This window comes from Litchfieldella xinjiangensis (genome assembly GCF_000759345.1).
Taxonomy (GTDB): Bacteria; Pseudomonadota; Gammaproteobacteria; order Pseudomonadales; family Halomonadaceae; genus Litchfieldella_A; species Litchfieldella_A xinjiangensis.
The window spans coordinates 310,674-331,958 of record NZ_JPZL01000002.1; the positions used below are offsets into that span (position 1 = coordinate 310,674).

24 protein-coding genes are annotated in these 21,285 nt (G+C 63.3%); 7 read left to right on the forward strand and 17 right to left on the reverse strand.

Going from position 1 to position 21,285, the window contains the following annotated elements; genetic code table 11:
• The first annotated feature begins 8 nt into the window (after window positions 1–8).
• The 3 genes from tsaC to aroE are packed head-to-tail and all read left to right on the forward strand — an operon-like array spanning window position 9 to window position 2,374.
• Window positions 9–566, forward strand: a complete 558-nt coding sequence (gene tsaC, locus JH15_RS08950; protein WP_043529537.1) for an L-threonylcarbamoyladenylate synthase type 1 TsaC — start codon at window positions 9–11, stop codon at window positions 564–566.
• Between the two features lie 33 nt (window positions 567–599).
• On the forward strand, window positions 600–1,562 hold the full coding sequence (gene hemF / locus JH15_RS08955; protein WP_043529538.1) for an oxygen-dependent coproporphyrinogen oxidase: 963 nt from the start codon (window positions 600–602) through the stop codon (window positions 1,560–1,562).
• On the forward strand, window positions 1,559–2,374 hold the full coding sequence (aroE, locus tag JH15_RS08960; protein ID WP_043529541.1) for a shikimate dehydrogenase: 816 nt from the start codon (window positions 1,559–1,561) through the stop codon (window positions 2,372–2,374). Before hemF ends, aroE begins: the two co-directional genes overlap by 4 nt.
• A 24-nt stretch (window positions 2,375–2,398) precedes the next feature.
• On the opposite strand, the gene JH15_RS08965 is transcribed toward aroE, so the two are convergent.
• Window positions 2,399–2,656: a hypothetical protein gene (locus JH15_RS08965; protein WP_043529543.1), complete on the reverse strand. Its 258-nt coding sequence runs from the start codon at window positions 2,654–2,656 to the stop codon at window positions 2,399–2,401.
• A gap of 4 nt (window positions 2,657–2,660) precedes the next feature.
• Entirely contained in the window at window positions 2,661–3,464 is an 804-nt protein-coding gene (locus JH15_RS08970; protein WP_043529545.1) for a M48 family metallopeptidase, read from the reverse strand.
• 113 nt (window positions 3,465–3,577) lie between these two features.
• On the opposite strand from JH15_RS08970, the gene JH15_RS08975 reads away from it, so the two are divergent.
• Window positions 3,578–4,444, forward strand: coding sequence for an ATP-binding protein (locus tag JH15_RS08975; RefSeq protein WP_043529547.1), 867 nt, complete (start codon window positions 3,578–3,580; stop codon window positions 4,442–4,444).
• A 4-nt stretch (window positions 4,445–4,448) separates the two neighbouring features.
• On the opposite strand, the gene JH15_RS08980 is transcribed toward JH15_RS08975, so the two are convergent.
• Window positions 4,449–5,075, reverse strand: a complete 627-nt coding sequence (locus JH15_RS08980) for a hypothetical protein (RefSeq protein ID WP_043529549.1) — start codon at window positions 5,073–5,075, stop codon at window positions 4,449–4,451.
• 175 nt (window positions 5,076–5,250) lie between these two features.
• Between JH15_RS08980 and JH15_RS08985 the strand changes: the two genes are divergently transcribed.
• Window positions 5,251–5,721 carry a hypothetical protein gene (locus JH15_RS08985; RefSeq protein ID WP_043529551.1) on the forward strand — a complete coding sequence of 157 codons (471 nt, stop codon included), beginning with the start codon at window positions 5,251–5,253 and terminating at the stop codon, window positions 5,719–5,721.
• Window positions 5,709–6,815, forward strand: a complete 1,107-nt coding sequence (locus JH15_RS08990) for a PQQ-dependent sugar dehydrogenase (protein WP_043529553.1) — start codon at window positions 5,709–5,711, stop codon at window positions 6,813–6,815. Before JH15_RS08985 ends, JH15_RS08990 begins: the two co-directional genes overlap by 13 nt.
• A gap of 23 nt (window positions 6,816–6,838) precedes the next feature.
• Here JH15_RS08990 and der read toward each other — a convergent pair whose 3' ends face one another.
• The 14 genes from der to trmJ form a co-directional block, all read right to left on the reverse strand.
• Window positions 6,839–8,242, reverse strand: coding sequence for a ribosome biogenesis GTPase Der (der, locus tag JH15_RS08995; protein ID WP_043529555.1), 1,404 nt, complete (start codon window positions 8,240–8,242; stop codon window positions 6,839–6,841).
• Window positions 8,239–9,393 (reverse strand): outer membrane protein assembly factor BamB, encoded by a 1,155-nt coding sequence (gene bamB, locus JH15_RS09000; protein WP_043529557.1) that lies wholly within the window; start codon window positions 9,391–9,393, stop codon window positions 8,239–8,241. The genes der and bamB overlap by 4 nt, the downstream gene beginning before the upstream one ends.
• On the reverse strand, window positions 9,390–10,049 hold the full coding sequence (locus tag JH15_RS09005) for a YfgM family protein (protein ID WP_043529560.1): 660 nt from the start codon (window positions 10,047–10,049) through the stop codon (window positions 9,390–9,392). The genes bamB and JH15_RS09005 overlap by 4 nt, the downstream gene beginning before the upstream one ends.
• Window positions 10,050–10,096: 47 nt before the next feature.
• Window positions 10,097–11,386 carry a histidine--tRNA ligase gene (gene hisS, locus JH15_RS09010; RefSeq protein ID WP_043529561.1) on the reverse strand — a complete coding sequence of 430 codons (1,290 nt, stop codon included), beginning with the start codon at window positions 11,384–11,386 and terminating at the stop codon, window positions 10,097–10,099.
• Window positions 11,387–11,413: 27 nt separating this feature from the next.
• Window positions 11,414–12,529 carry a flavodoxin-dependent (E)-4-hydroxy-3-methylbut-2-enyl-diphosphate synthase gene (ispG, locus tag JH15_RS09015; RefSeq protein WP_043529563.1) on the reverse strand — a complete coding sequence of 372 codons (1,116 nt, stop codon included), beginning with the start codon at window positions 12,527–12,529 and terminating at the stop codon, window positions 11,414–11,416.
• Window positions 12,530–12,534: 5 nt separating this feature from the next.
• A complete protein-coding gene (locus tag JH15_RS09020) occupies window positions 12,535–13,632 on the reverse strand; it encodes a RodZ domain-containing protein (RefSeq protein WP_043529565.1) in 1,098 nt (365 codons plus the stop codon).
• A 27-nt stretch (window positions 13,633–13,659) separates the two neighbouring features.
• Window positions 13,660–14,409, reverse strand: coding sequence for a type IV pilus biogenesis/stability protein PilW (pilW, locus tag JH15_RS09025; protein ID WP_052383996.1), 750 nt, complete (start codon window positions 14,407–14,409; stop codon window positions 13,660–13,662).
• Between the two features lie 93 nt (window positions 14,410–14,502).
• Entirely contained in the window at window positions 14,503–15,630 is a 1,128-nt protein-coding gene (gene rlmN, locus JH15_RS09030; RefSeq protein WP_043530599.1) for a dual-specificity RNA methyltransferase RlmN, read from the reverse strand.
• A gap of 66 nt (window positions 15,631–15,696) precedes the next feature.
• Entirely contained in the window at window positions 15,697–16,122 is a 426-nt protein-coding gene (gene ndk, locus JH15_RS09035) for a nucleoside-diphosphate kinase (protein ID WP_043529567.1), read from the reverse strand.
• Between the two features lie 194 nt (window positions 16,123–16,316).
• Complete coding sequence (locus JH15_RS09040; RefSeq protein WP_043529569.1) at window positions 16,317–16,643, reverse strand: HesB/IscA family protein; 327 nt, start codon at window positions 16,641–16,643, stop codon at window positions 16,317–16,319.
• 37 nt (window positions 16,644–16,680) lie between these two features.
• On the reverse strand, window positions 16,681–17,829 hold the full coding sequence (locus JH15_RS09045) for an aminotransferase class V-fold PLP-dependent enzyme (protein WP_043529571.1): 1,149 nt from the start codon (window positions 17,827–17,829) through the stop codon (window positions 16,681–16,683).
• Window positions 17,830–17,879: 50 nt separating this feature from the next.
• Window positions 17,880–18,344, reverse strand: a complete 465-nt coding sequence (gene iscR / locus JH15_RS09050; RefSeq protein ID WP_043529573.1) for a Fe-S cluster assembly transcriptional regulator IscR — start codon at window positions 18,342–18,344, stop codon at window positions 17,880–17,882.
• Between the two features lie 119 nt (window positions 18,345–18,463).
• A complete protein-coding gene (gene cysE, locus JH15_RS09055; protein WP_043529574.1) occupies window positions 18,464–19,333 on the reverse strand; it encodes a serine O-acetyltransferase in 870 nt (289 codons plus the stop codon).
• Window positions 19,334–19,469: 136 nt separating this feature from the next.
• Window positions 19,470–20,258, reverse strand: a complete 789-nt coding sequence (trmJ, locus tag JH15_RS09060; RefSeq protein WP_043529576.1) for a tRNA (cytosine(32)/uridine(32)-2'-O)-methyltransferase TrmJ — start codon at window positions 20,256–20,258, stop codon at window positions 19,470–19,472.
• Between the two features lie 193 nt (window positions 20,259–20,451).
• Here trmJ and JH15_RS09065 point away from each other — a divergent pair, with 193 nt between their 5' ends.
• The gene (locus tag JH15_RS09065; protein WP_043529578.1) at window positions 20,452–21,246 is read left to right on the forward strand and encodes an inositol monophosphatase family protein; all 795 of its coding nucleotides are present in this window, start codon (window positions 20,452–20,454) and stop codon (window positions 21,244–21,246) included.
• Window positions 21,247–21,285 lie beyond the last annotated feature (39 nt).

The window sequence follows — 21,285 nt, forward strand, 5'->3', positions numbered from 1 at the left end:
ACGCAATCATGAGTGAAAACGACGTCATTACCGCTGCTGCCAACGCCATGCGTGAAGGCGCCGTGATCGCCTATCCCACCGAAGCGGTGTGGGGGCTGGGCTGTGATCCCGACAATGGCGAGGCATTGACTGCCCTGCTACGCCTCAAGCAACGCGACCCGGCCAAGGGGCTGATCCTGATTGCCGGCACGATTGCCCAACTCGACGAGTGGCTGCGCGACCTGCCGTTTGCCCTGCACGCGCCATTGGTCTCCAGCTGGCCGGGACCGCATACCTGGCTGGTGCCTGACAACGGCCGCGCCCACCCCCTGCTGAGAGGCGGTCATTCCTGCGTGGCTCTGCGCGTCAGCGATCACCCCACGGTGCAGGCGCTGTGCGACGCCTTCGGCGGCCCGATCGTCTCGACCTCAGCCAACCTCGCCGGCGAAGCGCCTGCCATGAGTGCCGACGAGATTCGCCAGCACTTCGGCAATCGCCTGGGCGCGGTAGTCGACGGGCCCTTGGGGGGCCTCGACCGGCCGACTACCATTCGCGATCTGGTCACCGGACGCGTCTTGCGCGCCTAGTCTCCTCATTCACGACAGCGACCCGGAGGCCTCGTGGCTCACGCCTACCTCGATGACGTAAAGACCTATCTACATACCCTTCAGGACACCCTTTGCCAGGCATTGGCAGCGGAGGATGGCCAGGGGGAATTCCAGGAAGATAGCTGGCAACGGGAAGAGGGCGGAGGTGGACGTTCGCGCGTGCTCGAGAACGGCCGTGTCTTCGAGAAAGGCGGGGTCAATTTTTCTCATGTCCATGGCGAACAGCTGCCACCCTCGGCCACTGCGGCACGCCCCGAACTGGCGGGTCGCGGCTACCATGCCGTCGGCGTTTCCTGGGTGCTTCATCCGCATAATCCCCATGTGCCGACCAGCCATGGCAACGTGCGCTTCTTCATCGCCGAGAAGGACGGGGAGGCACCGGTCTGGTGGTTCGGCGGTGGCTACGATCTGACGCCTTTCTATCCCGTTTGGGACGATGTCGTGCACTGGCACGAGACCGCCCGGCAGGCCTGTGAGCCGTTCGGCGAGACGGTCTATCCGCGCTACAAGGCCTGGTGCGACGAGTACTTCTATCTCAAGCATCGTGGCGAGACGCGCGGCGTCGGCGGGTTGTTCTTCGATGACCTCAACAGTGGCGGTTTCGAGGCCTGCTTCGCCTTCCAGCGTGCCGTGGGCGACAGTTTCCTCGACGCCTACCTGCCGATCGTCCGGCGGCGGCGGGACGCCGAGTACGGCGAGCACGAACGTGACTTCCAGGCCTATCGCCGCGGGCGCTACGTGGAATTCAATCTAGTCTGGGACCGCGGCACGCTGTTCGGCCTGCAGAGCGGCGGGCGCACCGAATCCATCCTGATGTCCATGCCGCCCATGGCTTCCTGGCGCTATGGCTGGACCCCGGAGCCCGGCAGTGCCGAAGAGCGGCTTTACCAGGAGTTTCTGCATCCCCGCGATTGGCTGGGGGAACAGGAAGCGCTTGAGCGGACACGCGGCAAGAACAAGGGAGCGGATGCATGAGCGACCGTTACTGCGTGTTCGGCCACCCCATAGGTCACTCCAAATCTCCCATCATTCATCAGGCCTTTGCCGCGCAGACGGGCGAAGCGATGGGGTACGAGGCCATCGAGGCGCCACTGGACGGATTTCAGGACGCCTGGCGGAGCTTCGTGGCCAACGGTGGGCATGGGGCCAACGTCACTGTGCCGTTCAAGCAGGAAGCCTATCGCCTATGCGATACCCTGAGCCACCGTGCCAGGCGTGCCGGTGCGGTGAATACGCTGCTGCTGGGCAAGAATGGCGCCACGTATGGCGATACGACGGATGGTGTGGGCCTGGTCAGGGATCTGGCGAACCATGCGGTCGCACTGGCCGGAAAACGGGTGCTGGTCCTGGGCGCCGGTGGCGCGGTACGCGGCGTTCTCGAGCCGCTGCTTGCGGCGGGGCCTGCCCAAGTCGTGATCGCCAACCGCACGGTCGAGAAAGCCGAGTGCCTGGCTCGTGACTTTGGCGACCTGGGGGCTGTCTCCGGTGCCGGTTTCGAGGGCCTGCCGGGAGGCTTTGACGTGGTGATCAACGGCACCAGCGCCAGCCTCTCTGGCGAATTGCCGCCGCTGCCCGATGACCTGTTCACCGAGCGTGGGGCCACGGCCTACGACATGATGTACGCTGCCGAACCCACGGTATTTCTGGCCTGGGCCGCGGCCCGTGGCGCAAGACCGCTCGATGGGCTGGGCATGCTGGTCGAGCAGGCGGCGGAATCCTTCTTCCAATGGCGGCATGTGCGCCCGGACACGGCGCCGGTCCTGGCTGACCTGCGTCGTGCGCTCTAGGGCGAGCACGGCGCGCTAGTCATATCAGCGGCGCCGGATGAACAGGCCGGACAGGCACATCACGGCACCCAGTAGTGCCACGACCATCCCGCCGTTGACCAGCCAAGGATAACGCTCCAGCCAGGAGACGAAGGGCTGGGGCTGGTCGCGGCATACCCCTTCGGCGTAATCCCAGAACCCGCCATTGAGTGTGCATTCACGCACATTGCCCAGTTCCCAGAAATAAACACCCATCAGGATCACGATGGGCATCACCAGAAGCAACAGTCCGAGTCTCACCATTTCCTCAGCCCGGCCGCGAGCAGTTGGGACGCTGGCCGGCGTCCTGTGCTGCCTGATAGCGTGACAGGGCCTCGTCCATCGCGGATTGTAGATCGCTGATACGCTGGCCGTGGCTGGGGTGCGTGGACATCCAGGCAGGCGGCTGACCGCCCGACGCGGACTGCATGTTCTGCCACAGATCGATACTGGCGCGGGGATCGAAGCCGGCCTCGGCCATCAGGTTGAGCCCGATGACGTCCGCTTCGCTCTCATGACGGCGAGAGAAGGGCAGCAGGATGCCGTACTGGGCGCCGGCGCCCAGCAGCCCCATCAGCTGTTCGCCCTGGGCGCCCTGCATGCCGGCCGCGGACTGCAGCACCGACAGACCGAGCTGTGTGGCCGACTGGGTCGAAACACGCTCATTGGCGTGACTTGCCAGCACGTGGGCGATTTCATGGCCGATGACCGAGGCCAACTGGTCCTGCGTGTTGGCGATCTTCAGCAGGCCGGTATGCACGCCCATATAGCCGCCCGGCAAGGCAAACGCATTGGCCGAATCATCCTCGAAGACCCGCACTTGCCAGTTCTGGTTGCGCTGCTCGGCCGGCAGGGCCTGGACGACCTGGTTCGTCACGCATTCGACATAGGCCAGTGTCGCACCCCCGACCGTGGGCAATTCCTGCTGATATTGGGCAAAGGTCTGTTCGCCCATCTGGTTGAGCTGCTCGTCGGAGTAGAGCGTAAGCTGCTGGCGACCGGTGGGAGAGTTGGTACAGGCCACCAGGCTGAGGCACAGGGCGCCTATGGCCGCACGGGAGATCCAGCGCATATGAAGTTTCCTCGTAGGTCGCCATCGGAGCAGATGGACGAAAGCGGACGATGTGCCACAAGATACCCCTAACGTCGTACACGTCAACCACTCCGATCGCACGAGGACCCTGAATGGATGCCCATCTATCGCAACGCCTGTTGTCGCTCATCGAACGTGCCGAGCAGTGGTTGCCACCCGCCCCTGAACCGGTCGACTGGGAGCGGGACGTCGCCGCGCTGTGGCAGCGCCATGCCCTGGGCGGTCAGCTATTGCCCGTCAAGGTGCGCGATGCCGTCACTCTGGATGACTTGCTGGGAGTGGAACGCCAGAAGCGCGCCCTGCTCGACAATACGCGGGCTTTCCTCCACGGGCTGCCAGCCAACCATGCCCTGCTATGGGGAGCCCGGGGCAGCGGCAAGTCGTCATTGGTCCGCGCACTGCTCAATTCGTTATCGACAGAAGGATTGCGCCTGATCCAGGTCGATCGACACGACCTTGCGGGGCTGCCACAACTGGTACAGCAGCTACGCGATGCCTCGCATCGTTTCGTAGTGTACTGTGACGATCTCTCCTTCGAGGGCAACGATGACGCCTACAAGGCCCTCAAGAGCGTCTTGGACGGCACGCTGACCGGGCCGCCGGAGAACGTATTGCTGTATGCCACCTCGAACCGCCGCCACCTGTTGCCGGAATCGCTGTCGGACAATGAGGCATCGCAATTGGTGGGTGACGAACTTCACCATGGGGATACCGTCGAGGAGAAGATTTCCCTCTCGGATCGCTTTGGCCTATGGCTGGCCTTCCATCCGTTCAACCAGGCCATCTATCTGGAAGCCTGTGAACACTGGGTCAGCCAGTTGGGGCGCCCCGAAGACTGGAACGAGGCATCGCGCGAGGAAGCGATTCGCTTTGCGACGTTGCGTGGGGGTCGCAGCGGCCGCGCCGCCTGGCAATTCGCCTGCCAGTGGGTGGGCCGCCAGCGTCTGGAGGATCGGTAACCGATCAGGACTGGGGTTGCAGGTTGCCGTCCTCGCCCACGGCCAATCGCAGGGTGGGCATCCATAGCCCTGGTGGCAGGCTCACGCCAAGGCCACGCAAGCCTCCCGGGGTGATCGCCAGTTCGCTACCCACGGGCAGATCTCCCCGGGTGGCGAGCTGACTGGCCAATTGCACCATCGGCGCCAGGCGCTGATTGCCACCCAGCACATCGAAGGCCACCGGCAGGCGAAGATCGGCATCCTCGCCAGGTGTCAGGGCGACCCGCTGCTCATACTCGCCGCTGATCGGCTCGGCGCCCGGCACGTCGAGCGTCCAGGCGAAGCCGTTCATTTCCACCGGTGGCAGTCCCTTGGGCAGGCCCAGCCCCAACGCCATGGTGGCCTGTATCGGCAAGCTGCCCATGCCCAGGCTGGACGTGACCAGTGAGGTAATATCGCTCGTATCCAGGCCACCACGAATGGCATAGGGGCCGATACGCACATCCTCGATACCCAGCGAGGTCACGGCCAGGCGCATGGCGAACAGCCCCGTCTGGGGAAGCGCCAGGCAACCGCTCAGCAATAGGGTTACTAGGCCGGGTATCAGCCAATGCCAATATGGACGGAAGCGGGAAGGCGACGAACGAGACATGGCGACTCCGAAACGATGAGCCACCCGAGCGGGTGGAGATTGAGAGGCAAGGCGCGCGCATTTTAGGGCCAGCCCGAATCCAAGCCAAGGGAAATCGGTAACGTCTGGCAAGCGCTGCCTTCCTGGTCGATGCTGGTAGTCAACGAAGCGGTACCAACCTGGGTCAGGAGAGCTCATGTCGCTTTTTTTACGTTGCCTGCTGGGCTACGCTGCGGCCGTCTTGACCGCTACGTTGCTCGGGTCGATCGTGCAGACGCAATTCAACCTGGCGGCGCTGACCGAGATGGGGCTGCGCATCCCCTTGGGCACGCGACTGGCTACGACGGGTCACGACCTGCTTGGCTTCACGCCGCTTTACAGCGTGATCGTCGCCGTCGCTTTCGCAGCGTCGCTACCGGTGGCCGAGGCCCTTAGGCGACGTTGGCGACCGGGGGCGCACCTGTTTCCCGCGCTGGGCGCCGGCTTGGGATTATGGGTGGCACTTTGGGTAGCGAATTCGCTTGCCCCGATGCCCACCTTGATCGCTGCCACGCGAGGCAATGTCGGCAGCCTTGCCATGGTACTCAGCGCTGCGCTGGGAGGCGTGGCCTATGCTTGGGTGACCCGGGCTCTCAGCACACGGAGGATTTCCCCATGCGACGCCTGATCGTCGCCGCAATCACACTCATGGCCGGTCTCGCCGAGGTATCAGCCGCGACCACCTATCACATCGCTACCGTAGCCGAAGGCCTTGACCATCCCTGGTCGCTGGCCTTTCTCCCCAATGACGACATGCTGGTGACCGAGCGCGCCGGGCGCCTGCGCCTGATTCGAGCTGGAGAGGGTTTGCAGGCGGCACCCGTCGAAGGGGCGCCAGAGGTTTACGCCGAAGGCCAGGCGGGCCTGTTCGAGGTACTGCTCGCACCCGACCATGAGGAGAGTGGTGTTCTGTTTCTCAGCTATGCCTGTGGCGAGGCGAAGGCCAATACCACTTGCCTCGATCGTGCCCGTTTCGACGGAGAGCGACTCATGGACCGCGAGACCCTGTTTCGCGCGCTTCCCGATACCTACGGGGCGTCCCACTATGGCGGGCGCATGCTTCTGCTGCCCGACGATACGCTGCTGTTGGGGCTGGGTGACGGCTTCGATTACCGCGAGCATGCTCAGAATCCGGCCAATCACCTGGGCAGCGTGGTACGGCTCACGACAGACGGGGACGTGCCGGAGGACAATCCCTTTCTTGGGGTCGAACGTGCCCAGCCCGAGCTGTTCAGCGTGGGCCATCGCAACGTACAGGGGCTCGCCTACGATGCTGAACGTCGTGAAATCCTGCTGCACGAGCACGGCCCCCGGGGTGGGGACGAGCTCAACCGTATCCAGGCGGGCGGCAACTATGGCTGGCCGATGGTGACGCACGGGGTCGACTACACTGGCGCACGTATCTCGCCCTATACCGACCTGGGGCTTTTCGAGTCGCCGCTCCTGCACTGGACCCCGTCCATTGCCCCTTCCGGCATGACCCTTTACGACGCGTCGCTGTTTCCCGAATGGCAGGGCGATCTCTTCGTTGCAACATTGGCCGCCCGTCATGTGGTGCGACTGAACCGCGTCGATGGCCGCATCGTTGCCCAGGAGCCGTTGTTCGCCGAGCTTGGCGAACGAATACGCGACATCCGCACCAGTCCCGACGGGGCGCTCTATCTATTGACTGACAGTGACGAAGGACGGGTATTACGGGTCATGCCCACCGAGCAGCGCTGACCGGCGGGCATGATGGTTGAGGACTAGCGGCGCTTCTTGCGGGCCTCGCGGGTGCGGTTCAGCTCGCGCTTCTTGGCTTTTTCACGATCGCTGGCGCCGGCATCGGCATCGAACGGGTTGGCACCCGAGCGGAATTCGAAGCGAATCGGCGTCCCACGCACCTTGAGTACCTTGCGGAACGTATTGGTCAGGTACCGCTTGTAGGCTTCCGGCAGGGACGCGGTCTGATTTCCATGCACCACGATGATCGGCGGGTTGCTGCCCCCCTGGTGGGCCATGCGCAGCTTGATGCGGCGGCCATGCACCAGAGGCGGCTGATGCTCACTGACGGCATCCTGCAGGATCGTGGTGAGTCGGTTCGTCGACCAATGGCTGGTGGCCGAGGCAAACGCCCGCTCGATGGAGGGGTAAAGATCCCCAACGGCGGTACCGTGCAGGGCCGAAATGAAGTGCAGGTCGGCATAGTCGGCGAAACCCAGCCGACGCTTGACCTCGGCGCGCATCTTTTCCTTGGCTTCCTGCTCCAGACCATCCCACTTGTTGACGGCTAGCACCAACGCGCGTCCCGAAGTGAGTACATAATCGAGTAGGTGCAGATCCTGCTCGACCAGGCCCGTTCTGGCGTCGAGCACCATGACCGCCACGTGGCACTCCTTGATTGCCTCGAGGGTCTTGATGATCGAGAACTTCTCGGCGATCTCACGGACATTCTTGCGCCGACGCACCCCGGCGGTATCGATCAGGACGTAGGGCTTGCCACGACGTTCGAAGGGGATCTCGATGGCATCGCGTGTGGTGCCCGCCTCATCGAATACCACCACCCGGTCCTCGCCCAGCAGACGGTTGACCAGCGTCGACTTGCCCACGTTGGGGCGTCCGATCACACCGATCCGAATGCCGTTGCTGATATCCGCAGGCGGGGCGTTTTCCTCGAGTTCGGGGAAGGGCGCCAGCACCTCGTCGATCAGGCTGGTCACGTTGCGCCCGTGGGCGGCGGCGATGGGCCGCGGGTCGCCGAGGCCCAGGGTCCAGAAATCGGCCATGGCGGAATGTTCTTCCAAGCCGTCGGTCTTGTTGACCACCAGCCAGGTCTTCTTCTGGTTGACCCGCAGATGGTTGGCGATCGCCTCGTCGGCGACATGCAGGCCTGCACGTGCATCGACCAGGAACAGCACGATATCCGCCTCGTCGATGGCCAGCAGCGACTGCTCGGCCATGACCGCGTCGATGCCCTCCTCGTCACCGCTAATACCACCGGTATCGATGACGGTGTAGGCCTTGCCGCCGAGCTGGCCGTTACCGTACTTGCGATCCCGGGTGAGGCCGGGGAAGTCGGCCACCAGGGCATCGCGAGTACGCGTCAGGCGGTTGAAAAGGGTCGACTTGCCCACGTTGGGGCGACCGACCAGGGCGATGACAGGATTCATTGGTTCTCGCGTATTTGCAGGGCTTCGAGGCTGCCGTCGTTGGCCTGGGCGTAGACACGGCGGCCCTCGGTGAGCGGGCGCACGCTGATGCCGGAGCCGTCGACACGGGTGCGTCCGACGATATCGCCACCGCGGGCCTCGATCAGATGTACGTAGCCCTCGAAATCGCCCACGACCAGCTTACCATCGGCAAATGCCGGCGCCGTCAGCCAGCGTCCCTCGAGCTTGTCGTTCTGCCAGGCGATATCGCCTGACATGGCATCCAGGGCCAGGATGTGGCTGGCTTCGTTCACGGTAAACAGATAATCGCCGACCAGTAGCGGCGTCAGGTAGCTGGACTGCTCGCGTTCCCAGAGTACCTCGCCGCTGGTGGCTTCCAAAGCCATCAGACGGCCGTTGTAGCTGGTCACATAGAGACGGCCATCGGGGGTCAGGACCGGCTGGCCGGCCAGGTCCACCAGGCGATCCACTTCGCTGCGTCCCTTGGGTACGGCGACGCGCATTTCCCACAACGGTTGTCCGCTACGATTGTCCAGCGTGGCCAGGCGGCCGTTGGCGAAGCCGACGAAGGAGACCGGTTCGATGACCTGGGGCGTTCCCGTACCGCGCAGGGTGAGCGCCGGCTGGGAGCTGGTGTAAACCCAGCGCTCGCTGCCGCTCGCCCGGTCCAGGGCGGTCACGGTGCCATCCACGCTCTGTACGATAAGCAGCTGGCTGCTGGCCTGGGGCGCCGCCAGCACTTCACTGGAAACACGAGCACGCCAGGCGACGTCACCGTCCGACTGGTCGAGCGCCAGCACTTCACCGTTACGGGTTCCCAGGTAGACCTGGCCCGCCACGGCCGTCAGTCCGCTCGAGATGGGCGTATCGAGATCGATCGACCAGCGCGTATCACCATCTTCGGCCTCGATGGCGCGCACATGACCGCGAGCATCCGCCGCGAAAATGGCACCTTGCGCGCGGGCAGCGCTAATCGGGTAGCCGGCACGGCCCAGACCTTTGCCTACTCGCTGGCTCCATACGCTATCCAGTGTGACGCGCTCATCGATACGGGTTAGTTCCTTGGGAGGATATTGCGGTTCGACCTTGCCGGCGCAGCCGGCCAAGAGACCTGCAAGGGCGACCGCGGTAACCAGAGTGGGCATCTTCATAGGGTCGCCTCCTGAGTGCCGAGGTTGTCGAGCTTCAGCTCAACGCCATACAGCGGTTGTTCGTTCTGTTCGGCAAGGGTCAAGGCCTCGCGATATGCCTCGCGCGCCTGCGCCTCATCGCCCAGGGCGATGAAGGCATCGCCACGAATATTGGCTCGCTGGGCGGCGAGCGGCGCGGCATCAACCTGTTCAAGGGTCTCTAGCGCGGCATCGGCGTCTTCGGTGGCAACCTGAAGGCGAGCCAGACGGAGTCGGGCGAGACTCTTGATATAGTCCTGCGAGGTACGACCGATCACATCGCCCAACGCTGTCTGAGCCGCGATAAGGTCCCCTTCGGCTACCGCCAGGCGTGCCTCAATGAGTCCCGCCAGGTCGGCATACAGCCTGTCGTCGTGCTCGTTGATGAGGGTGTCGGCTAGGTCGCGCGCTTCGCTACGGGTCGATTCATCGAGCGTATCCTGGCTGGCCAGGGCGACGAGTTGCTGATAGCGCAGCGAGGCGGCTTCCGCCTGGTTCGCCTGGTAATCCTGCCAGGCGTTCCAGCCTACTACCCCGGCGACGGCTATCACCACCCCCGCAATCAGGGATTTCCCGTTCTCTTTCCACCAACGCTTGATCGCTTCAAGCTGCTCTTCTTCTGTTCTCAGCTCCGCCACGGGCGGTCTCCTTAACAACATCGCGAATCGGCAGGGGCTGCCTCTGGCTAGGGGGTGTCGAGCAGGTCGGCAAGGGTCTCGGCCAGATCCTGTTGGGCGAGGCGTTGCTGATCCCGCGCATCGCGCAGGAACTTGAGCGTCACCTGTTGCTGGGCCCGCTCCTCCTCGCCGATCAACAGGGCCAGGCGCGCACCGCTCTTGTCGGCCTTCTTGATCTGGCTCTTGAAGCTGCCGCCGCCGCAGTGTACCTGGATGCGCCGCGTGGGCAATTGCTCGCGCAAGGTTTCGCCAAGCAACAGGGCGTCCTGGCTACCCGCCTCGTCCATTCCAATGATGTAGATATCCAGCACCGGATCGGCGTCCTGGGGTACCAGCGACAAGGTTTCGAGTAACAGGATCAGCCGCTCGATGCCCATGGCGAAACCCACTGCGGGCGTGGGCTTGCCCCCAAGCTGTTCGACCAGAGCGTCGTAGCGCCCACCGGCACACACCGTGCCTTGGCTACCCAGGGCAGTGGTGGTCCACTCGAAAACGGTACGCGAATAGTAATCCAGGCCACGCACCAGGCGCGGATTGATGGTGTATCCGATACCCGCTGCATCGAGTAGACCGGTCAGACGCTCGAAATGTTCACGCGATTCTGCGTCGATGTGGTCGAGCAATTGCGGGGCATCGGCCAGCATCGGTGCCATGTCCGGATTCTTCGAATCGAGAATGCGCAGCGGATTGCTGTGCAGTCGGCGACGCGAGTCCTCGTCGAGCACCTCATGGTGACGCTCGAAATAGGCGACCAGCAACTCACGGTAGGCGGCGCGGGCCTCGGCCGAGCCCAGCGAGTTGAGCTCAAGGGTGACATGCTCGTAAAGCCCCAGCTGTTTCCACAGGCGTGCCGTGAGCAGGATCAGCTCGGCATCGATGTCCGGACCGTCCAGGCCGTAGGCTTCGACCCCGACCTGATGGAATTGGCGGTAGCGCCCTTTCTGGGGGCGCTCATGGCGGAACATGGGGCCCTGATACCAGAGACGTTGTACCTGGTTGTGCAGCAGGCCGTGTTCCATGGCTGCACGCACGCAGCTGGCGGTGCCTTCGGGACGCAGTGTCAAGCTGTCGCCGTTACGATCCTCGAAGGTGTACATCTCCTTCTCGACGATATCGGTGACCTCGCCGATTGAGCGGGCGAACAGGGCCGTCTGCTCGACGATGGGCGTACGAATCTCGCTATAGCCATAGCGCTGCATCAATGTCCGTACCTGACCCTCGAAATACTGCCACAGGGGCGACTGCTCGGGCAGCAGGTCGTTCATGCCACGAATGGCCTGGATCTTTTTCTTGCTCAACGGGGGCTCCTTGAGGGTCGCCGGCGGTCATTCGCCGCGGGCGATCACGTCCTGTTCGGCCTGCTCTTTTATCCGTACGCGCTCACGGATCAAGGCTTCAAGATCGTCGACCAGGTGGTCGTTGCGCAGTTTGCTGGCCGGTTTGCCATCGATATAGACGAGGTTGGCCGGACTGCCACCGGTCAGGCCGATGTCGACTTCCTTGGCTTCGCCCGGGCCATTGACCACGCAGCCGATCACTGACACATCGAGCGGGGTCATGATGTCCTCGAGGCGGGATTCGAGGGCGTTCATGGTGCCGATGACGTCGAAGTTCTGACGTGAGCAACTCGGGCAGGCTATGAAGTTGATGCCCTTGCTGCGCAGGCGCAGACTCTTGAGCATGTCGAAGCCAACCTTGATTTCCTCGACCGGATCGGCGGCCAGTGAAACGCGTAGGGTATCGCCGATCCCATCCATCAGCAGCATGCCCAGGCCGATCGAGGACTTGACGGTGCCTGAACGCAGCCCCCCGGCTTCGGTAATGCCCAGATGCAGCGGCTGTTCGATGCGCTGGGCCAATTGCCGGTAGGCACCGACCGCCATGAACACGTCGGACGCCTTCACGCTGACCTTGAATTCCTGGAAGTCGAGACGATCGAGGTGATCGATATTACGCATGGCCGACTCGACGAGCGCCTCGGAGGTCGGCTCGCCATATTTCTTCTGAAGGTCTTTCTCCAGTGAACCGGCATTGACACCGATGCGGATCGGGATGCCATTGTCCCGCGCTGCCGAGACCACCGCGCGCACGCGGTCTTCTCGCCCGATATTGCCAGGGTTGATCCGCAGGCAATCGACGCCGAGCTCGGCGACACGCAGGGCAATCTTGTAATCGAAATGGATGTCGGCGACCAGCGGCACGTCGACCTGGGCCTTGATGCGACCGAACGTCTCTGCAGCGTCCATGGTGGGCACCGAGACACGCACGATGTCGGCGCCTGCAGCTTCGAGCCGCTGGATCTGGGCCACGGTGGCGGCTACATCCAGGGTGTCGGTATTGGTCATGCTCTGCACCGAGATGGGTGCATCGCCGCCAACCGCGACCTTGCCGACATGAATCTGACGCGAGCGCCGCCGAACGATGGGAGATTGCGCATGCATGGCCGTCATTCTCCTAGAGTGAAACGTGCAACATTATTGCCACCCGCGCGTGCGCTCAGGTCGACGGGCTCGCCACGATAGCGCAGCTCGACGCCGGAGGCATTGCCGATGGTCAGACGGAATGGCGGTTGGCCTTCGGCGGTCGCCTGGCTTCCGGCTTCCTGAAGACCGACGAAGATGCGGTTATTATTGGCATCGAAGATCTCGGTCCAGGATTGCTCGTTGAATGTCAGTGACAGACTGCGCGTACTGGCGGTAGCGGGCTCTTCCTGTGCCGCCGTCTCGGGGGTGGCCGCGTCCTGGCCGGTGGCCGCCTCGGCCTGCTGGGTCTCCGTCGGCTGGTTCTCGGCATCGCTCTCGCTACCTTCAAGCACCACGCCGTCCTCGATCAGCGGGTCCTGAGCGACCGCCGAAGACGCTTCTACGGCGGTGGGCTCATCGGCTTCACCGGGCGTGCCCTGCGGGGTGTCCTGAGCCGCAGGTACGTCGCCGATATTGCTGTCGGTCGCCGTCGGTGGTGCGTAATCGGGCGACTCGACGCTGTCATCGACCAGGCCCATTTCCTCGCCTTCGTCGGGGACGGGGGGCAGGTCGGTAGTACCGTCGCTTTCCTGGGAGACCGGGGTGCCGTCCATATTGTCCACGGCGACCTGGTCATTACCGCCAAGCCCCAGCAGATCATTGCCGTCACGGCTTTGCCACCACAGTAGGGTGAGGCCGATCAAGCCGGCAATGACCAGTAGCGTGACCAGCTTGAAAAGCCAGGCGCCCAGACGGGAGGGCGGCTTGGAGGCATGCACTGGGGTGACCCTGTGCTCGCTCTCGGTCTTGCCGAAGCGAGTATTGTAGGCCTCGATCACCGGTCGGTCGTCGATACCCAACAGGCGCGCATAGGCACGCAGGTAGCCGCGGCGGTAGGCCGCGACCGATACCCCGTCATAGGTGTCGGCCTCCAGGCCGCCTACCACGGCAGGCCGCAGGTTCAGGGCGGTCGACACCTCGTCTCGCGACAGTCCCTGGCGCTCACGTTCGCGCTTGAGTATTTCCCCTGGTGATGTGTCGCTTACGAATTGGTGCGGATCGTCGTAGTGTGTTTCGCTCATGGCTGAGCATCCTTAGTCAATATACGATCATCGTTGCGCATCGGCAGTGTCCGATGGCTCGCTGTAAAAGGTGGCATTGGCAGCATCGCCCCTGGCCTGGGCAATAATGCTTGCCAGGCGCTGGTTCTCGGGGGTCAAGCCTGCCAGCCGAATATGTGCCTGCAACTGGTCCCATGCGCGATCATGGTTGCCCTGGGTATGCTCGAGCTCGGCCAGGGTCAGGTAACTGCGCGGAAAACGGACATCGATCGCCTGGGCACGCTCCAGGTTCTGGCGAGCCAGGGCGATTTCGCCCTGCTCCAGGTGGCATTGGCCCAGGTTGGTGAACAACTGCGCCCGATTAGGGTACTGGGTATCTTGCGAGGCCTGCTCCAGCTGTCGGCAGGCTTCAGCGACGCGGCCTTCGCTGTAAAGAAAGGCAGCGTAATTGTTGCGTGCCCGAGTGAAGCCGGGATCCTGGCTCAGGGCACGCTGAAAATACTCATCGGCCACCCGAGTATCGCCTTGACGTTGATAAGCGACGGCCATGGCCTGGAGCGCCTCGGGGTCGCCGGGTCTGGCTTCGAGTGCCCGGTCCAGCGCAGCGATGGCGCGCGGCAGGTTATTGCGCTCGAGGTAGGCGACGCCCAACTGGGTATAGGCCGCGGCGGGGTCAGCCGCACTGGGCTCAGGCGCCGACGTCTGACTCGCACACCCCGATAGCCAGGCAGCGCTCAGCAGGGCGGCAGCGTAAGCAGCCGGCTGCAGTCGAACTGGCAAGCAGTGGCGACGAATCATATGTAACCCCATAAAAAAAGCCTACCCATCAAAGCGCCGTGTCGGGTTGAAGTCAAGGAGGCACGGCACTTAGTCGCCATCGAGCTGGATCGCTCAGTCGGCGTCGAGCTGGATCGATTGTATGTAGCGAGCGTGTCGCTTGGTACGGTCCTTGACGCGACCTACCAGTTGGCCACAGGCCGCATCGATATCATCCCCCCGGGTGCTGCGGATAGGAGCCGTGTATCCCAGCTCGTAGAGCCACTGCTGGAAGCGCATGACCTGATTGCGTGACGGCTTCTCGTATCCGGAATGCGGGAAGGGATTGAAGGGAATCAGGTTGATCTTGCACGGCAGCTCGGCCAGCAGCGCAGCCAATTGCTCGGCATGCTCCTGCTGATCGTTGACGTCCTTGATCAACGTATATTCGATGGTCACCATGCGCGTATCGTCACACTTGGCGAGATACCGCTGGCAGGCGTCGATTAGGGCGCGGATGTTGTACTTGCGATTGAGCGGTACCAGCTCGCTACGCAACGCATCGTTGGCCGCATGCAACGAAATGGCCAGGCTCACGTCGAGCTCGTCGCCGAGGCGGTCGATCATCGGCACGACACCTGACGTGGAAAGCGTCACGCGACGCTTCGACAGGCCGTATCCGTTGTCGTCGAGCATGAGCTTCATCGCCGGTACGACATTGTCGTAGTTCATGAGCGGCTCGCCCATGCCCATCATCACGACATTGGTCACCGGCCGGTTGGCGGTGTCCTTGCGTGGGCCCACGCTACGCTGGGCGACCCAAACCTGGCCGATGATCTCGGCAGCGGTGAGGTTGCGCTGGAACCCTTGCTTGCCGGTGGAGCAGAAACTGCAGTCCAGCGAGCAACCGACCTGCGACGAGACGCACAAGGTTCTACGCTTGCCGTCGTCCGCGGGGATGAGCACCGTCTCGACGTAGCTGCCGTCTTCCACTTCCAGCACCCACTTGCGCGTGCCGTCGTTGGACGTGCCTTCATAGACCACGCCGGGACCACGGATTTCCGCTACCTCGGCCAGGCGAGCCCGTAGTGCCTTGGAGAGGTTGGTCATGGCTTCGAAGTCGTCGCAGCCTTCGTGGTGAATCCACTTCATGACCTGGGCGGCACGAAACTTCTTCTCGCCAATGGTCAGGAAAAAGGCTTCCATCTGCTCGCGGGACAGACCCAGCAGATTGGTGCGTTGGGGTGCAGTGGTGGCGGTCATGGCATCAGCGGGTCGTTGGGGCAGGGGCATGAAACACACCCCTGCAGGGCCTGGGGAAGAACTCCCTCAGCGAGAGCAGATTTCTTCGTTCTTGAAGAAATAGGCCACTTCGCGAGCGGCGGAGGTAGTGGAGTCGGAACCGTGGACGGCATTGGCGTCGATGGACTGGGCGAAGTCCGCACGGATAGTGCCGGCTTCGGCCTCCTGCGGGTTGGTAGCCCCCATCAGTTCACGGTTCTTGGCGATGGCGCCTTCACCTTCGAGCACCTGAACGACCACCGGGCCGGAGGTCATGAAACCCACCAGATCGGGGAAGAAGGGGCGCTCCTTGTGCTCGGCGTAGAACCCTTCGGCCTGTTCCTTGGACAGCTGCAGCATCTTGGCAGCGACCACTTGCAGGCCAGCCTTCTCGAAACGGCTGATGATCTCGCCGATGACATTCTTGGCAACGGCATCGGGCTTGATGATGGACAGGGTTTGCTCGGTGGCCATGGGCATCTCTCCATGAGGGTGATTGATGGGAAGCGAATGACGGCGCGCCGCCCGGATGTGGCGTGAGCCGATACCTGGGGCGGCGCGTCGTGAAAAAGAACCGTCTTGCGACTCGCGATCGAGTAGCCGGGCATTATACCGGTTGTGGGCGAAACATCACAATCGCCGCCTTCCGGACGGGCAGTAACGTCAATTCAGACGCTGAAGCTTTCGCCACAGCCGCACTGGTCCTTGACGTTGGGGTTGTTGAAGCGGAAGAAGCGATTGAGCCCTTCGCTGACATAATCGACTTCGCTGCCGTCGAGCAGGGTGAGTGCCTCGGGGTCGACGTAGACGGTCACGCCGTGCTCCTCGAAGGACACATCGTTGGCCGCCGCTTCGTCGGCAAAATCGAGGACGTAACTGTAGCCCGAGCAGCCACTAGGCTTGACTGAGACACGTAGCCCCAAGCCATGCCCGCGCTCATCGAGGACACGACGGATCTGGTCGGCGGCAGCGGTGGTGATAGAGAGTTGCGCCATAGCTAAAAGTCTCCTGCGATGATCGATAAGAACGGCATCAGCGCCGCAGCGCCGTCACGGCATGGCGGATTTCACCCAGCGCCGTGTCGATGTCGGTATCGGTGGTAAACCGGCCGAAACTGAAGCGCAACGATGACAGCGCGCGCGCGGGATCGATGCCGATGCCCTTTAGTACATAGGATGGTTCAACGCTGGCCGAGTTGCATGCCGAGCCGGTGGAGATGGCAAGATTGCGCAGCGCCATGAGCAGCGTTTCGCCATCCACGTTGTCGAAGGCCAGGTTGACGATATTGGGTAACGACACCTCGACATCGGTGTTCAGATGGATCCCCGGAAGCTCGGCAAGCCCGGCCAGAAAGCGCGCCTGCAAACGCGCGATATGGCTCTGGTCGGCCTCGCCTTCCTCCTGTGCCAGCGCGAAGGCCTGACCCATGCCGACGATCTGATGCGTCGGCAGGGTGCCCGAGCGCATGCCGCGCTCGTGGCCGCCACCGTGAATCAAGGCTTCGACCCGGATATCGGCGTGTCGCCTCACGTAGAGTGCACCGATGCCCTTGGGGCCGTAGAGCTTGTGAGCCGATAGCGACAGCAGATCGATGCCCATGCGCTGCACATCCAGGGCAAGCTTGCCGGCCGCCTGAGCGCCGTCGACATGGAATACGGCGCCATGGGCATGCACCACCTCGGCCAAGGCCGGCAGGTCGTGAATGCAGCCCAGTTCGTTATTCACCGCCATCAACGAGACCAGCACGGTATCCTCGCGCATGGCCTCGCCGAGTAGTGCGGGCGTGATGCGCCCATCCGACCCCGGCGTCAGCCAGGTGACCTCGAATCCTTCGGCCTCGAGCGCCAGTGCAGTATCGATCACGGCCTTGTGCTCGACAATGGAGGTCACCAGGTGGCGACCCCGGCTACGGTTGGCGCGCATGAAGCCGATCAGTGCCAGGTTATCGGCCTCGGTGGCGCCGCTGGTCCAGACGATCTCCCGGGGGTCGGCACCGATCAGATCGGCGACCTGGCGGCGCGCGCCTTCCACTGCCTGCTCGGCCTGCCAGCCCGGCATGTGGCTACGTGACGCCGGGTTGGCAAACGTGCCCTCGAGCGTCAGATGCCGGCTCATGACCTCGGCTACCCGGGGGTCGACAGGTGTGGTGGCGGCGTAATCGAGATAGACAGGGGCGCTCATGGCTGCAGGCACTATCCTTGTTTGAAGGGTGAAAGCGGCATCACCAGAGGCTATGACACGGCGATGGTGGATTGGTCGATACGTCGGCGCTGACGCTCGGCGACTCGCCTGACGTCGTTGCGCTCGACAAGGTCGCCGAGGGTGATGCCATCGAGGAAACCGTGGATTTCCTTGGAAAGATCGCACCATAAATGATGCGTCAGGCAGACATCGCCCTGCTGGCAGTCCGACAGCCCCTGGCAACGCGTCGCATCCACCGACTCGTTCACGGCATCGATGACCTTGGCTACCGAGATATCAAGCGGTGCATGAGCCAGCAGGTACCCGCCTCCCGGGCCGCGAACGCTCTTGACCAGCTTGGCACGGCGCAACCGAGCGAAAAGCTGCTCGAGATAGGACAGCGAAATCTCCTGGCGCTTGGAAATATCCGCCAGGCTGGTCGGGCCATCATGGGCATTGAGTGCCAGATCCAGCATGGCGGTGACGGCATAACGTCCTTTGGTAGTCAGGCGCATAGGGAGTGTCTAACGCTGGAGTGGTGATAAGGCAAGCACCGGCCACCGGCCAGTGCTGCCATTATGTAGAAACCCTAGCGTTTTGGTCAACAATTGACCGCGCCACCTGCCTGCACCGTTCAGCGGTTGTCGCTGCTGGAGCGGCTGGAAGAGCGTTTGGGCGCAGCCTGATGCTCGTTGGTGGCCTCGACGGGCGGGCAGCAGCTGTCGACATCGGCGAGAATATCGGCGAAGTCCTCGTCGCGAAGCTCAGGCATCTGCCCGTCACGGTAACTGGCGTCGAGCTTGCGCAGGGTGGCGCACATGCGCTCGATACGCTGGTCGACGGCATGCATGTGATCGAGCATGGCCTGCATCGAGCGCGCCACGGGATCGGGCATGTCCTGGCTGACGCCGTAGGCATCGAAGCCGAACTTCTGACGAATCGCCTCGCGTCGTTCGGGGTCGAAGATGGGGGGCTCCTCGACATCCGGGTCGGTACGCTTGACGATCTTGCCGGGGATGCCCACAACGGTGGCCCCCGGAGGCACTTCCTTGGTGATGACCGCATTGGAGCCGATCTTGGCCCCGGCCCCCACGTTGAAGGGGCCGAGAATCTTGGCGCCAGCGCCGACGATGACCCCATCGCCGAGCGTCGGGTGGCGCTTGCCCTTGTTCCAGCTGGTTCCGCCCAGGGTCACGCCCTGATAGAGCGTCACGTCGTCACCGACTTCGGCAGTCTCGCCGATGACCACGCCCATGCCATGGTCGATGAAGAAACGACGCCCGATCCGCGCGCCGGGATGGATCTCGATACCGGTCAGCCAGCGGAACAGCGTAGAGATCGAGCGGGCCAGCCACTTGAGGTTGCGATTCCATAGCCAGTGGCTAAGGCGATGCGCCACCAGGGCATGCAGACCTGGGTAATTGGTCAGCACCTCGAGGAAATTGCGCGCGGCTGGGTCGCGAGCGAACACGCTGTGAATGTCTTCACGCAGCTGACGGAACATGCGGCAGTCCTTACATCACGGAGTGGCGGCTGGCCGGACGGGCCGAATACCCGCCGAAGGGTCATTATTGGGGCGCCGGTGCCCACCTGCAAGGCGAGGGCACGGACCCTGCATCAGGCAAGGCGCAGACTGGCCATCATCCAGCCGAGGCCTTGGCGCGCTTCTCCATGGCGGTAAGCATACCGCGCAGGATATTGACTTCCATCTGGTCGGGGCGGGCGCGGAGAAAGAGACGGCGCAATCGTGCCATGAGCTGGCGTGGGGTGTCGGGATCATGGAAGTCGATGGCGATCAGTACCTCTTCCATGTGCTCAAAAAGGCGTTCGAGATCGGCATGGCTGGCCAGGGGATCGCGGTCGCCTTCATCGATCGTAAACGGCTGGGTCTCATCGTGCTTGGGGGCACCAGTTGTGGCGGCGGGTGTGTTCTCGCCGAGCCAGGCCAGGCGGCATTCATAGGCCAGGACCTGAACGGCGGTGACCAGGTTCAAGGAACTGAAGTCGGGGTTCGATGGGATGTGCACGTGCGCGTGGCAGCGCTGCAATTCGGCATTGGTCAGGCCGGTATCCTCGCGGCCGAAGACCAGGGCCACGCGCGAATCCCCGCTGGCCAATTCGCCGGGAAGGCGCGCCCCGAGCTCACGCGGGCTGATCATGGGCCAGGGCAGGTTGCGTGAGCGTGCACTGGCACCCACCACCAGCGAACAATCGCCCACGGCATCCTCGAGCGTGTCGACGACCGGCGCCCTGGCCAGGAGATCATCCGCGCCGGAGGCGCGCGAAATGGCCTCGGCCGAACGCGCTTCGCCGCGCGGGGCGACGAGGATCAGGTCGCCGAGCCCCATGTTCTTCATGGCGCGGGCGGTGCCGCCGATATTGCCGGGATGACTGGTCCCGGTGAGGACGATACGGATACGCTCGAGCATGGCCACGTTTGTCTATGCTGGGAGAAATTCGGGGCGAGTCTAGCACGACGCACCCCATGGGCGCATACGGGGTAATGGCGGCCTAGGCCAGGATCTGCTAGCATGCGCGCCGTTTCCCCTGTCATCTAGTGCCAGGACACAGCGTCCTGAGACAGCGTTCTTTAACAGTGACCGACTTACCAAAGGCCCGATCATGCATCCGATGGTCCAATTCGGGTTGCGCGCCATGCGCAGCGCCGCTGAACAATTCGTGCGCGTCCGTGAGCGTATCGAAAACGCTCATGAAGAACACAACCTCGACCGTTTGCTGGAGGACGTGGCCCGTAACGCCGAAGCACTGGTCGTTCGTCAGCTGTCGCGTGGGTATCCTGACCATGGCGTCTCCGGGCGTTACACGCCCTACCGCGAAGGCCAGGGTGAGGGGCGCGATATCCATTGGCGGATCGAGCCCTTCCATGGCTACTCCAACCTGACCGTGGCCAGTACCGGCTGCGCGATATCGCTGGTCTGCCTCGTCAACGGCCGGCCGGAACACGCCATCGTCATCGCCCCGTATGCCGACCAGGAATACCTGGCGAGCCGCGGGCGCGGCGCCCAGTACAACGGCAAGCGCATACGCGTACCCAAGACCACCACCATCGGTGGGGCGCGTGTGGCCATGAGTCTTCCCGAGTCCTGGTTGCGTTCGCGCCACTTGCCCGCCTACCTGACGATCGTGCAGCAGCTGGGCCCCCAGGTAGAGGTGATGCGCGCCACCGGCAGCGGGCTGCTCGATATCGCCGAGTTGGCCAGCGGCCGTGCCGATATGGTCTTCGTGCTCGGCCTCGAGGAACAGGATCGGGATGTCGGTACACTGCTTCTCAAGGAGACAGGCGCGTTGATCGGTACGCCCGATGGGTTGCCCAATGTCGAGCTAGAAGGTCGGATGATGGCCGCCGGTCCCCGTCTCTACAAGGCGCTGGTCCAGCAGCTCAAGCCACACTTCTAATCGTCGTACACGCGATACAAAACCGCCCCCGCAGCGTTG